General features: G+C 35.0%; 14 protein-coding genes and 1 pseudogene. 8 read left to right on the plus strand and 7 right to left on the minus strand.

The window, feature by feature from the left end:
• Together BTHG_RS27055 and BTHG_RS08640 are read left to right on the plus strand one after the other, a co-directional pair.
• On the plus strand, positions 1–313 hold a 313-nt coding region (locus BTHG_RS27055), incomplete at its 5' end, for a hypothetical protein (protein ID WP_010676358.1).
• A gap of 680 nt (positions 314–993) precedes the next feature.
• Positions 994–1,537: pseudogene (locus BTHG_RS08640) on the plus strand (Tn3 family transposase); the annotation flags it as partial.
• A 400-nt stretch (positions 1,538–1,937) separates the two neighbouring features.
• Here BTHG_RS08640 and BTHG_RS08645 read toward each other — a convergent pair.
• The 3 genes from BTHG_RS08645 to BTHG_RS08660 are packed head-to-tail and all read right to left on the minus strand — an operon-like array spanning position 1,938 to position 2,928.
• Entirely contained in the window at positions 1,938–2,159 is a 222-nt protein-coding gene (locus BTHG_RS08645; RefSeq protein ID WP_010676360.1) for a hypothetical protein, read from the minus strand.
• A 29-nt stretch (positions 2,160–2,188) separates the two neighbouring features.
• Positions 2,189–2,680, minus strand: coding sequence for a DUF6060 domain-containing protein (locus tag BTHG_RS27330; RefSeq protein WP_222860364.1), 492 nt, complete (start codon positions 2,678–2,680; stop codon positions 2,189–2,191).
• Complete coding sequence (locus tag BTHG_RS08660; RefSeq protein WP_010676361.1) at positions 2,656–2,928, minus strand: hypothetical protein; 273 nt, start codon at positions 2,926–2,928, stop codon at positions 2,656–2,658. Before BTHG_RS08660 ends, BTHG_RS27330 begins: the two co-directional genes overlap by 25 nt.
• Positions 2,929–3,683: 755 nt before the next feature.
• Here BTHG_RS08660 and BTHG_RS24560 point away from each other — a divergent pair.
• On the plus strand, positions 3,684–4,265 hold the full coding sequence (locus BTHG_RS24560; protein WP_010676362.1) for a thermonuclease family protein: 582 nt from the start codon (positions 3,684–3,686) through the stop codon (positions 4,263–4,265).
• Between the two features lie 15 nt (positions 4,266–4,280).
• Here the strand turns inward: BTHG_RS24560 and BTHG_RS08670 are convergent, their stop codons facing one another.
• The gene (locus BTHG_RS08670) at positions 4,281–5,198 is read right to left on the minus strand and encodes a TetR/AcrR family transcriptional regulator (protein ID WP_010676363.1); all 918 of its coding nucleotides are present in this window, start codon (positions 5,196–5,198) and stop codon (positions 4,281–4,283) included.
• Between the two features lie 218 nt (positions 5,199–5,416).
• On the opposite strand from BTHG_RS08670, the gene BTHG_RS08675 reads away from it, so the two are divergent.
• Positions 5,417–6,901, plus strand: a complete 1,485-nt coding sequence (locus tag BTHG_RS08675) for an aldehyde dehydrogenase family protein (protein ID WP_010676364.1) — start codon at positions 5,417–5,419, stop codon at positions 6,899–6,901.
• 66 nt (positions 6,902–6,967) lie between these two features.
• Here the strand turns inward: BTHG_RS08675 and BTHG_RS08680 are convergent, their stop codons facing one another.
• A complete protein-coding gene (locus BTHG_RS08680) occupies positions 6,968–7,579 on the minus strand; it encodes a YitT family protein (protein ID WP_010676365.1) in 612 nt (203 codons plus the stop codon).
• Between the two features lie 117 nt (positions 7,580–7,696).
• Complete coding sequence (locus BTHG_RS08685) at positions 7,697–8,218, minus strand: GNAT family N-acetyltransferase (protein ID WP_010676366.1); 522 nt, start codon at positions 8,216–8,218, stop codon at positions 7,697–7,699.
• A 263-nt stretch (positions 8,219–8,481) separates the two neighbouring features.
• Here BTHG_RS08685 and BTHG_RS08690 point away from each other — a divergent pair, with 263 nt between their 5' ends.
• The 3 genes from BTHG_RS08690 (at position 8,482) to BTHG_RS08700 (ending at position 10,860) form a co-directional block, all read left to right on the plus strand.
• A complete protein-coding gene (locus tag BTHG_RS08690) occupies positions 8,482–9,207 on the plus strand; it encodes a glucosaminidase domain-containing protein (RefSeq protein WP_010676367.1) in 726 nt (241 codons plus the stop codon).
• Positions 9,208–9,328: 121 nt separating this feature from the next.
• A complete protein-coding gene (locus BTHG_RS08695; protein ID WP_010676368.1) occupies positions 9,329–10,093 on the plus strand; it encodes a CPBP family intramembrane glutamic endopeptidase in 765 nt (254 codons plus the stop codon).
• A 92-nt stretch (positions 10,094–10,185) separates the two neighbouring features.
• Positions 10,186–10,860 carry an SIMPL domain-containing protein gene (locus BTHG_RS08700; protein ID WP_010676369.1) on the plus strand — a complete coding sequence of 225 codons (675 nt, stop codon included), beginning with the start codon at positions 10,186–10,188 and terminating at the stop codon, positions 10,858–10,860.
• A gap of 36 nt (positions 10,861–10,896) precedes the next feature.
• Here BTHG_RS08700 and BTHG_RS08705 read toward each other — a convergent pair whose 3' ends face one another.
• Positions 10,897–11,607, minus strand: a complete 711-nt coding sequence (locus tag BTHG_RS08705) for a CBS domain-containing protein (protein ID WP_010676370.1) — start codon at positions 11,605–11,607, stop codon at positions 10,897–10,899.
• 205 nt (positions 11,608–11,812) lie between these two features.
• Between BTHG_RS08705 and BTHG_RS24565 the strand changes: the two genes are divergently transcribed.
• On the plus strand, positions 11,813–12,547 hold the full coding sequence (locus BTHG_RS24565; protein WP_010676371.1) for a polysaccharide deacetylase family protein: 735 nt from the start codon (positions 11,813–11,815) through the stop codon (positions 12,545–12,547).
• Positions 12,548–12,626: the final 79 nt, after the last annotated feature.

Raw genomic sequence — 12,626 nt, forward strand, 5'->3', positions numbered from 1 at the left:
TCCATTTTTAAGTGAAGTACTGAATGAACAAATATCAAAGGATTTAAATAAGGGTACATTAAAGAAAGTATTTTTAAAGCCTGAATATAAAAAGGAATTTAAAGCCGATAGCGGATCTCAAGTATTGGAAAAAATTGAATTTAGTGATGATATAAACCATCCAAAGAAGTACACAATGTTAGTTAACGGAACTCAAGAATCTTTTATTGAAATTAAAAATATACAAAAACAAGAAAAGTCGATAAAAGTTGAGAATTTTATTGATATTGAAGAATTAAAAAAGGATGGAGTAAGTATTACAGAAATAAAGTAGCTTTAAGATGAATAGATATATTTTGTTGTAGAGTTTACATGAAGTCAACGATATTACACATGAGTTTAGAAGGTAACTATAAAAGTAAATTCTACTAAAAGAGAATCACTTATCCAGTTGGGAGGAGTGGTTCTTTTTACTCTAATTATTATGATTAAATCCACATATGCTGGGACACTTTGAATGAATTTAATACTATTTGTTGCTCCGATAGAATTAAGTAACCTTTCAATCTCATTGGGTGTTCTACCAGAGAAAAGAAAATTTCTTCTATATCGCTACCTCCCTCTATAAAGTTAGTTTATCTCACGAATACTCTCGTTTTCTCAAAATTTCATAACCACCTTTAAAAGTTGACACACCAAAATTAATGGATATTAATTGTATTTCTTTAAATGATTTACAGGTTGGGGGACATCCTATCAACCAAATCAACTTTATTTGGTAATAGTGATTTAACCGTGCTAGGAAATCTCCACTCAAATCACGGTCGCTAACCCTCCCGTGTCTCTCCGGATTGTAATCCATACATTCCTTCGTCCTGCGTATCCATGAGGGTTGGATATGCTCCTTTCCTGGGTCACATGCCCGTATGGTATAAATAAGCTCCAACTCTGCACTAATTTTACGAATATTTAATTGCAAGTTAATATTGATGAAACTGGGGGGTATAAACGAGTATTCTTCGAGGGAGAATTAATACACAAATTATTAAGGAAAATTATGATGATGTATTGCGAGTGGCCCATTCTATTCGTGAAGGTAATCACCGGTTCACTTATCATGGGGAAATTAGGGTCTTACGCAAGGCAAAATAAATTAGCGACTGCATTACGTGAAATGGGAAGAATCGAAAAAACCATATTTATTCTGGACTACATTTCAAATAAAGCCTTGCGACGGCGTGTTCAGCGTGGTTTGAATAAAGGAGAAGCCATGAACGGACTGGCTCGGGCATTGTTTTTTGGAAAACGTGGGGAATTACGGGAACGTGGATTGCAAGATCAACTTCAACGCGCTAGTGCCTTAGATATTTTGATTAATGCAATTAGTGTATGGAATACAGTTTATTTAACAGAAGCCATTAAAGTTTTAAACGAAAATGAGTTGCATCATGAGGAATTAATTCAACATATTTCACCATTAGCATGGGAACATATTAATTTCTTAGGGGAGTACAAATTTAATCTAAAGCAGAACACTAATTTACGGTCTCTTCGATAAGGTATTTAAAGCCGATTCCTCTTAGAGTAAGGAAAATCGGCTTTTTTCATGTCGATTTTTGCTTAGCGTATATTTTCCGCGTTTTTCTGCCGCGACCCCTTATATAAAGGTGTTTGTTGTAGAAATTTGCTAATTTTTATTAGCTATTATTTACTACTAAAGATAGTTTCGTTTATTTCTAGAACACTATAGTAGCTGCAATTTGCTAAAACCAACATTGATTGTCATTCGTGAATACTAAGAATTAGTGAGGAAGAAGAAATTACACATTGAAATTAAAAGAGGGGGGTTGTGTATAAAGAATGAAAGGCAGATTAATCGCAGTGGAATTTAGCCATTCGAGTTATAAATAACCGAGAAGGAGGCTGTATTTATCCTCCCTCTCAAAAACATTTAGTGATTATTTTCTAACTTCAGCGTTTACTAAATATACAGCTCCAATTACGAACGAGATTATGCTTAAAATCAAAAGTACATAACCAGTACCTTCCAAAGCGGATTTAAACATAACTTTATTCCAACTTTCCATGTTAGAGCCAAAAATAGCAGCCACTATATATCTTGTACTAATTAAAAATGCAGCAATGGCAATAAAGGACATACCTGCGCCTCGATGTGTCATAAAATCACCTACAAATTATCTAGATTTATTTAATTACTGTATTCAATAAAGAAAGTTCCATCTGGATCACCTGTTCCTACTACTTTTTTAGGTGATTGAGCATTTACAGACTTTGTTTCTAGTATTGTAGATCCACTCCAAGTTCTCAAAGTACCGTAAGTATAATTAAATTCTGGGAAGAACATCATTCTCCCTCTTTTTCCTGGTTGAATCGGAATTGTATAACTTGTACTTCTGCTGGCGGTTGTATTCCAAGTAAAAGAGGCACTTCCTTGTACAGCAGACTTTGCAGCGGAAGTACTAATGCCAGCACTATAACTCGCACTTACAGACCACCCAGTAGAGCTAGTAATAGAACAATTACTACCTCCACTTGGGCATGATACCCAGGCGCTGACAGCAATACGATTTCCTATTGATGTAGTCCGACCACTTTCAATATACTGATACCATAAATAATATGGTTGAATTGGATTTGTCTCGTTTATCTTTCTATCTAAAGAAATATTTTCTCCTGAAATTCATTCAGTATATCAACTTTACCTTCATTTTCTAATAATTTTTTTAATGCATCCAAGCTGACTTCTTCTAATTCTCCTTTGTCATTATATTTAGTTGCTGAACCATATTCTTTATCAGTTTCTGTGTCATGAACTCTATCACCCTCAATTATAAATCTTTGATCATCACCATTTGCAAATGCTGTTAGTGAAAAACTGAAAAAAAAGACCATAAACAAAATACTAGCTCCCCGCAACAATTTTAACATGTTTTTCCCACCTATTAATTTAAAATTTGTGAATAATTGTTACTTTTCCGATTGTATCATATTTTAAATATTCTAATACCGATATACACAAAGTTAAGTATAAGGTACTAGTGTTGATGAACTCGTTTCTATTTCACAACTTTGTATTAAACAATATCTCCATGTTACTGTTAATACCTTGCATAGGTTTCCAACATTTTGATATTTAAGCAGTTAATAAATAAGGCTAAATACCTAAAGATAAATGAAAAAAATTAAAAAATTTCTTGCTTTAAAATGGACCAATTATTAATTCAATTCTGTATTGTATTTAACCATGTTCACAGCATTTAGAAAATTTTACCTGTAATATCCATAATTTTTTATAGACAACTAGGACCTGTTCCATCCTTTGTACATAAACGCTGTTTCTACGGAAAACATACCTTTTTGATGCAGTCGGAAAGAAACTGGGGATTGAGGAGGATCTGAAACATTGTTTCCCAGAATTCTAGAAGCAAATCCTGTCGATCATATATCCGTAGCATAATTTGTCTATCGCAGCAATCTACTGAATCTTATATTCAATAATTATGTACAATATTAAATATACTATCTACCAAATATGTACACTAAAAAAATATGTACAATTTCAGTTAACCCATTATATATAGTGGTATCAATAATTAGGATATAAATTATATATATATGTGCATTAAACTTTATAGCGATAAGATGGTGACACGGTTGAACTTTCTGATGGCCGGAAGATTCGCTTGGTAGGTGTAAATACACCTGAGTCTACTACTAGACATGAAGTGTACGGAAAAGAAGCAAGTAACTACACGACTTCCGAGTTAGAGGGAAAGAAAGTGTGGCTTCAAAAGGATGTCTCTAACAAGGATCGCTATGGTCGTTACTTGCGACTTATCTGGATTTCTGTCCCATCAAATGTCATGAATGAATCCGAAATACGTTTGAAAATGTTCAATGCACAACTCGTCCTAAATGGATATGCTGAGCCCTCAACATATCAACCGGACGTTACGTATAGTGACTATTTTGTAAAATTTGCGCGTGAAGCTCGTTCAAACAATACAGGACTGTGGGCATACGGGGAAAATGGGACTACAAAAGGAGACCTTGATAAGAGTAGCTCGGAACCAGATACAAAAAAGAATAACTCATCCAAAGATGAAGTAGACACTATTAGTAGTAAAAGTGAAGAAAAAGAAACGTATAAAAATTGTACGGAGCTTCGAACGATATATCCAGAAGGCGTTCCATCCACACATCCAGCATACGACTCTAAACATGACCGCGATAAAGATAATTGGGCATGTGAAAAGTCAGCATAAAAGATTAAGACCCAATCAATTAGATTGGGTCTTCTCCTGTTTTAAAACGCATTCCCTTAAAAATTGAGAAAAGTGTATTAGCTCATCTGTTTGTTGCAGCTCTGGGCACATCCCTAATGATAGAAGCAAACTCTCGATGAGAAAAAGACGAGGGAGTTTATTATTCATGACTTCATCCTGAATAAAATCAACTAATTGTTGGTACTTCACTTTTTCAGGCTCATTTTGATGAATTTTCATTATCGCCTTCTTGAGGGCATTAGATTGAAGTAAAAATTCACTTTGAAAGTTCTTCTCCCCTTCACTTTTTTCAGGTAGCCACGTCTTTAGTAATTCAGGATTTAACAGCGTACTGTTTGTTTTATCAACATCTTCAACTAATGTGATCAAACGGTCAACACAATATTCAATGATCGCCTCATGATTAACTTTCGGTCCATATGTAAAGAAGTGATATTGAAAGGACTGCTGTAGCATTCCAGAAAATAAAATGGCACAATCTAATAAATATTGACGTTTATCTTCTCCAAATAAATCAAGAAAACGAGAATACAGCCATTTAATTTGCATTAATTGAAATCGTTTAATAAATTGCGTTAAATCCGGATCATTTGAAACAAGAACTTCTTCAATCAAAGCATAAAGTTTGTTTCGCTTATTTAATTGGAAAAAGAGATCTAATTGTTTAATAAATATATCAATGTTTGAAAGATTTTCACCCATTAATAATTTATTTCGTTCTTCCTCATTTTTAATTTGGATTGAATTAAAAACGGCTTTGAATAATTCACTTTTTGAAGAAAAATAATTATAAAAAGTCCCTTTAGAAATTCCACTAGAATCAAGAATATCTTGAATTGATGTGGCCTGGAACCCTTTTTCCATAAAAAGTTGGTGAGCTTTCGTTAAAACATATTGTTTTCGTTCATTCATGTTCATCAACCTACTTTTGAACAGTTATCATAGTTCATACTAAACGATTTGAAGCTAGAATTCAATCAGACGTAAGTTTTGTCGAAAAAACCTGTCGTCAATAGTCGGAATTTTTCGTTAAAACTTGGTTGATTACTAGTTCTTACATGTTACCATTATATTGAAGGCATTTTTTTACAATGCTGTTTTACTAGTTTCATATTAAAAGGAGGAAGAAAATGAGCCAATTAATTTTTGCATTACGAGAAAAGGTTGAATCATTTTTACAAGGCACAAAGAAGCTTTACATCAACGGCGAATTTGTTGAAAGTGCGTCTGGGAAAACCTTCGAATCCTACAATCCAGCGACAGGAGAAGTATTAGCTACTGTTAGTGAGGCAGGTCCTGAGGATATTGATCGTGCAGTAAAAGCCGCAAGAAAAGCTTTTGATGAAGGCCCATGGTCAAAAATGACAGCAGCCCAAAGAAGCCGTATCATGTATAAACTGGCAGATTTGATGGAGCTACATAAGGATGAGCTAGCACAGTTGGAAACATTAGATAATGGAAAACCGATTCGTGAAACATCAAATGCAGATATTCCTCTAGCAATTGAACATATGCGTTATTATGCGGGATGGTCTACAAAAATTGTGGGACAAACAATTCCTGTGAATGGACCATTTTTTAACTATACTCGTCATGAAGCAGTTGGGGTTGTTGGACAAATCATCCCATGGAACTTCCCATTGTTAATGGCAATGTGGAAGCTTGGTGCAGCTTTAGCCACTGGGTGTACAGTTGTATTAAAACCAGCTGAACAAACTCCACTATCAGCTTTATATTTAGCTGAACTTATGGAAGAGGCTGGATTCCCAGCAGGGGTTGTTAATATTGTACCAGGCTTTGGTGAAACAGCTGGTCAGCCACTTGTAGACCACCCACTTGTTAATAAGATTGCGTTCACTGGTTCAACAGAAGTAGGAAAAGGAATCATGGAAAGAGCGTCTAAATCATTAAAACGTGTCACATTAGAATTAGGAGGAAAATCTCCAAATATTATCCTACCAGATGCTGATCTTTCAAAGGCCATTCCTGGTGCATTAAATGGGGTTATGTTTAACCAAGGTCAGGTTTGTTGTGCTGGATCACGTGTCTTTATTCAAAAGAAACAATTCGATAATGTTGTGGCGGACATGGCAAGTCATGCTGAAAAGATTAAACAAGGGGCAGGTTTACATTCCGATACAGAAATTGGACCTCTTGTTTCAATTGAACAGCAAAATCGTGTTTTAGGATATATCGAAAAAGGATTAAATGAAGGGGCAGAACTTGTAGTTGGTGGTCAAAAACCATTTGAAGAAGGCTACTTTGTGTCTCCAACAATCTTTGCAAACGTAAAAGATGAGATGACAATCGCGAAAGAGGAAATCTTTGGTCCTGTTATTTCAGCAATGCCATATGATGACCTTGATGAGTTAATTGCACGAGCTAATAATTCTGAGTATGGTCTTGCAGCTGGTGTTTGGACACAAGATGTAGCGAAAGCTCATTATATTGCGAACAATCTACGTGCAGGAACAGTATGGGTGAACTGCTATAATGCATTTGATGCAGCTTCTCCATTTGGTGGATATAAGCAATCCGGAATCGGCCGTGAAATGGGGTCCTATGCTTTAAATAACTACACAGAAGTTAAGAGTGTTTGGATTGCAATGAATTAATAAGAAATGCGAAAGTGCGCCAGCAAGCAGAAGGCGAGAACTTGTTTAAGTTCTCGCCTTTTTTGGTTAATAAGTCGTTGCGTTTTGTTTTTGTCCATTTTGTGAAAATTGCACCTTACATACGAGATCTAATATTCTGGTGCTAATAAATTGACCTACAATAGCATAAATAATAATTCTCCAATCCACTACAATTCCTGTCATAAGCAAAATCGTACCATTGATGGCAAACAAAGTTTTTCCTGGTGAAAATCCTTTTAGTTTTGAAATAATTAATGCTAAAATATCCATTCCACCTGAGGAAGCTCCCATTCGAAATAGTATCCCAATACCGATTCCAAAGATAACGGATCCTACAATTAAATCGACAATCACATTTGATAAAGGGTTTGTAATAAATGGAGTAATCATCCGAATCGTAATCGCTGTTATGGTCACACAATACAATGTCCAAATCGCAGTTCCCTTTCCTAACCATTTTATGGCTGCAAATAGAAGTCCTGCATTTAATACCCATAGTGTGATATCGAAAGGAGTTCCCGCTACATAATTGAACAAGACCGCGACACTTGCCGCACCTCCTGTAGGAATAAAATGAGGAAATAGAAAAGTTGCCATTGCGAAGCCTTGAATAATCGCTGCAATTCCTAGTAAAACACCTTTGTACATTATTTTCATGACGTAAACTCCTAAGATGGATCCTCTAATTTTACTACAATGTTACCATTATTTTTCTACATAAAACAAGGTCTGCTTTACCCCATTATAATGGTAAGCAGACCTTTTTCTTTTTGATTAATCTTTCCAAACAATTTCACCCGATTTTGTTGTAGGATCGATTTCGACTTCGAAATCGTGTTTTTCATAAAAATAGACAAGACGATCTACATGATCCCAATCTCTAGTTGCGATATCACCTGTAATAACAGGAATGTTTTGTTTACGTGCGATATCTTTTAAATGATTCATACAAATTGAACCATAACCTTGATTAGCAGGTCCTTTTATATCGCCAATATGAATTGCATTATCATCTTCCTTGTACTGGGCTTGAAGAGAAAAATCCCAATTACCTTTATAAGCTGATTCACAATCATTCACCATGATTTGGCATCGATATCCGTCATCAAAAGCTGAGACGATTACCCACTTTTCATCCTTCGACTGATCAATACCGATAATTTGGTGTCTTTTGGAGATTTCTTTGATGTTATCTTGCATTCGATACATCTGGAACTGCAATTCCTCTAAATCCTGTTTAACCTCTGACGGGCTCTTATTCAGATCCTCTTTCATAAGTAAACTTTGAAAATACATTATAAACACCTTTCATTGTATATTTTTTGCCTGAACAGCAAATTACTTCCATTTTATTGATAAAAATGGAAAATGTTTACGTTTTTGACAACGAACATACAGTTTCGAATTATACTAGATTTATAGCATAATTGCAAATTACACTTGGAGTCTGTCATATTTTTATAAAGTCCTCATAACACCTTTGTAATACGATTGTCATTTTATTATGTTAGGATAGTTTTCTAAGTAGGAAAAAGGTCTTATGAAGGAGGTAGGATACTTTGAAAATCTCAACTCTAATAATTAAAAAACCGGCCATTCTTTATTTAGTTGGTATTCTATTCATTATAGGAATTAGTGTTTTTGCAACAATTCATCATTCGAATGCTGAAACACTCGAAAAGAATAACACCCCAGCAATCAATCCAGTACAAGAACTAAAGAAAGAAAAAATAAAAAATCCAGAACCTCAAGGTAAACCCGTTGAAATGGCTTCAAAAAATTATAATATTGAGCAGAACAATACAATTTCTAGTTCAGAATTGGACAAGCATTTAAAGGGTAACTTAAAAGGATTAGGAACTAATTTTGTAAAATCAGGTGAAGAACATAATATTGATCCAATATTTCTAGCTGCTCTAGCCGCACAGGAAACGGGCTGGGGAAACTCAGACATTTCGGAATCTCCTTGGAATAATATTGGAGGTATCACTTGCATGCCAGATATTTATTCGGATATTTTTGGAGAGGACTATCCAAACCCTGGGTGCCAGGAGTTAGTAGACGGTGGAACGAATTGGCAAAAATTCCTTTCGATTGAAGATAGTATTCGATTTAAGGCTATCTATTTAAAGAAATACTATGTAGACAATGGGAAAGAGACAATTGGTGAAATTCAAACAGCATATGCTCCGAGTGAAGCCACCAATGATGCGACTGGGTTAAATAATCACTGGGTTAAAAATATTGTATCCATCATGAACGATGTTAAAGATGAACAAGCATAATGGAAGGTGCCATTAAGGCGCCTTTTTGGTTTTTATTTAAAAATGAAATGAACTTTCTTTTCATCTCATTCGTATTATCTACGGAATATAAATGATAACGAATTTGAATGAGGTGCTAAAGATGACAGAGTTCTTTATTTTTTGGATTGCCGCATCCATTGGAGCCATCGCCGTTATGCCATATCAATTTAAAATGCTAAAAGGTCGAATTGAAGAAGAAGGGAAAAAGAATCCGACTAAAAAGGTTCCCCCCACTCCTGTTCTTGCTGTAATCAGCATTATTCAGAGTGTTATTTTGTTAGGAGTATCAGCTTTTATTGGAACATGGCTTGCACCAAAAGTCGATTTACATTGGTGGTTAATTGACAACTGGTTAAATGCTACAACAGTTCCATATCCCATTGCTGGGACAATATTCCTGAGTATTGCTTTTGGGGTTATTGCTTCAATCGTAATCATCTGGTTGGACTTTATGTTCATGAAAAGAATACCAAAAGTCCATATGGATGAACCTTCAAAATTCCAAGCGTTCTTGGCTTCCTTTTATGGTGGTATTTCAGAGGAAGTTTTAACTCGTTTATTTGTAATGACAGTAGTGGTTTATCTAACAAATCTACTAGGTCTAGAAGAGGCATCATATTGGTTAGGAATTATCTTTGCTGCCATTTTATTTGGTGTAGGGCATTTACCAGCTGCTTTTGGACTTTTTGGCAAAACAAAAATTGTTATCTACCGTACGATATTGCTTAATGCCATCCCTGGTATTTTATTTGGGTATTTGTACTGGAAGTATGGCATTGAAATAGCGATGATTGCTCATTTTACTGGAGATATTTTTTTACACGTCATTTTTGGTCCAATTTTTAGAAAAAGAATGGGAAATTAAGCTCACGATTGTTCGTGGGCTTTTTGTTTTACACACCGAAATTTGCCCTACTTAATACAATAAAAAAAGACTTTTTTGGAAGGAGCTCTACAATGTATTATTATGAACCATGGCGCGCGCAGCCTATACGACACAATAATTCTGATTCGTATAGAATGAAAGTTAGTGGTGAAGGCATTGTAACAACAACCCCGAATTCTGCCACGATTACCTTAGGAATAATCACGGAAAGTAGCACAGTTACTGAAGCACAAAAGGAAAACAATCAAGCTACAAACAAGGTGATTGATTCTTTACGAGGACTCGGGATACCAAAAGAACATATCAAAACGGTTGATTATCGAATTGAAATCCTTTATGACTATGAAGATTCGAAACAGACATTGCGGGGTTACCGGGTGATTCACATGTTACAAGTATCAGATGTGGAAGTTCAGTCAGTTGGTATGATCATCGACACAGCCGTTCAGAATGGGGCAAATACAGTTACAAATATTGATTTTACTGTTCGTAATCCACAGGCTTATTATGAAAAGGCACTTCAGAATGCCGTTCAAAATGCGCAAGAAAAAGCAAGGGCGATTGCGAAAAAGTTAGGCGTTCAACTTCAGGATATTCCCCTTAAGATAAATGAACTATCTAAGCAGAGTCCACCTGTTCCATATCAAACCGCAATGTTCGCCAAAACTGAAGCGTCAACTCCGATTCAGCCTGGTGAATTAACCATTACAGCTAGAATTGAAGCGACATTCTTATATACTGTTTAATCCTACTAGCAAAAAAGGCACAAGTAAGTGCCTTTTTTAATCTATTTCAATTAAGTCCCATGATGTGATGATCCCTAATGGCTTTTCTTCGGTTTGTCCATTTTCGGTAATGATGACGGCCTCTAATTTTCTACCATGTGCATGCCGTTTTTCAAACATCTCTTCTACAGCAAATATATCACAATCTTGATTAACAAAATCGATTAGATGTTTTGTTTCGTAAGGAATTACTTCCCCTACTCGAATATTTACTAATTCAATCGTATCATTCGACAATTGCTTTGCCATCCACTTCATAATGGCCCCAGACGTTAACATTCCAATGCAGATACCATCTTTATAAACAGGAAACTTTGTATAAGAGTGATTATGAATCGCTAAAATTACATCTTTAATAGAGGAATGAAAATTAAAATATAGGACAGGGTTATTCGAAATCGATAATGCAGTAACCGGTTTTTCCAAAATCGCTGCTATTTCTTCAATTCTTTCAACTACTTCTTGATGGGGCTCTGCGATGTAAAAATCAGCACGTAGTTTTTCATGGACAATTGCATTTCGGAGCCTTGCGAACTGTAAGAGTTCATCCTTATAAGAACGGATTATCGCATGTCTCTTTGCACCATACGCAACCAATTGACTAAAAATATCCCCATGTACATTCTTGACCATTTTACTTAATGCTTTATGAATTCGATTGAAAGCTACTTCAAAACGTTCTGATAAATCAATTTCAATTGTTTCCATTTCATAACCCTCCTACTCTTCTATTATTATATTTAAAAAACGAGGAGAGTTGGAGGTAAATTTGCATAAAAAAAGCAGCAATTTTACTAGTCACAATTAACCAATAGTACGTGAAATGTAAAATTGAAGAATTCATATAATAGTCCTATGTTTTTGAGGAACAATAATTTGAAAAGGAATAAAAGGATATAAAGCGAGGAGTTTTATGAAAAAAGTTGTCATGCTTTTCCTATGCCTTCTTATATTAAATCTACCATCACAAGTTTTTTCTCAACGTAAAGTACCTATTTTAGTCTATCATTCGATTGACGAATATAAAGGGCATGGTTCTAAAGAGTTATATGTAACACCGAAAAATTTTGAGAAACAAATGATGTATTTAAGAGATCATGGCTACACATTATTAACTTTTGATCGATGGCAAGATATTAATAAAGTCAACAAACCCATTTTCATCACCTTTGATGATGGCTACAAAAACAATCTGCATGCATTTAGTATCTTTCAAAAACTAAGAAACGAACGTTTTATACCAACTGGTACTATTTTTGTGATTTCTGATTTTATCGGTCAATCCAACCGATTATCGAAATCGGATTTAAAACTGATGGCTGATTCTGGGGTCTTCTCAATTCAGTCTCATACTGCTACACATCCTGATTTAACGAAAATGAACAATTATGAATATGAACTGAAAGGGTCTAAAGATATCATTCAAAAAATAACGGGCAAACCAGTTATTGCTCTTGCGTATCCATACGGAAATTTCAATAACAAAGTCGTAGCAGAAACGAAAAAATACTATCTGTTTGGTCTTACAACAACTCCCGAACTCTTTACTAAGAAGGGTATAAACGACGAACTCTATCTTTTACCACGGATTTATATCAAGTATTCAACTACCCTTGATGACTTTGCAAAAATTGTTGATGGCAAATGAAGGCGATTACGATTACTTTCTCCGACAATAAAATAACGCTCAGAGACTTTTTTGTCTCTGAGCGTTTTTATGCTGAATG

The sequence above is a fragment of the Bacillus timonensis genome, from assembly GCF_000285535.1.
GTDB lineage: Bacteria > Bacillota > Bacilli > Bacillales > Bacillaceae_L > Ferdinandcohnia > Ferdinandcohnia timonensis.

Bases quoted from the DNA above. Each gene is read 5' to 3' on its own strand.
- BTHG_RS08645 (WP_010676360.1), bottom strand. From the start codon at position 2,159: ATGACACATCGAGGCGCAGGTATGTCCTTTATTGCCATTGCTGCATTT.
- BTHG_RS08660 (WP_010676361.1), bottom strand. From the start codon at position 2,928: ATGTTAAAATTGTTGCGGGGAGCTAGTATTTTGTTTATGGTCTTTTTT.
- BTHG_RS08670 (WP_010676363.1), bottom strand. From the start codon at position 5,198: ATGAATGAACGAAAACAATATGTTTTAACGAAAGCTCACCAACTTTTT.
- BTHG_RS08675 (WP_010676364.1), top strand. From the start codon at position 5,417: ATGAGCCAATTAATTTTTGCATTACGAGAAAAGGTTGAATCATTTTTA.
- BTHG_RS08680 (WP_010676365.1), bottom strand. From the start codon at position 7,579: ATGAAAATAATGTACAAAGGTGTTTTACTAGGAATTGCAGCGATTATT.
- BTHG_RS08685 (WP_010676366.1), bottom strand. From the start codon at position 8,218: ATGTATTTTCAAAGTTTACTTATGAAAGAGGATCTGAATAAGAGCCCG.
- BTHG_RS08695 (WP_010676368.1), top strand. From the start codon at position 9,329: ATGACAGAGTTCTTTATTTTTTGGATTGCCGCATCCATTGGAGCCATC.
- BTHG_RS08700 (WP_010676369.1), top strand. From the start codon at position 10,186: ATGTATTATTATGAACCATGGCGCGCGCAGCCTATACGACACAATAAT.
- BTHG_RS08705 (WP_010676370.1), bottom strand. From the start codon at position 11,607: ATGGAAACAATTGAAATTGATTTATCAGAACGTTTTGAAGTAGCTTTC.
- BTHG_RS24565 (WP_010676371.1), top strand. From the start codon at position 11,813: ATGAAAAAAGTTGTCATGCTTTTCCTATGCCTTCTTATATTAAATCTA.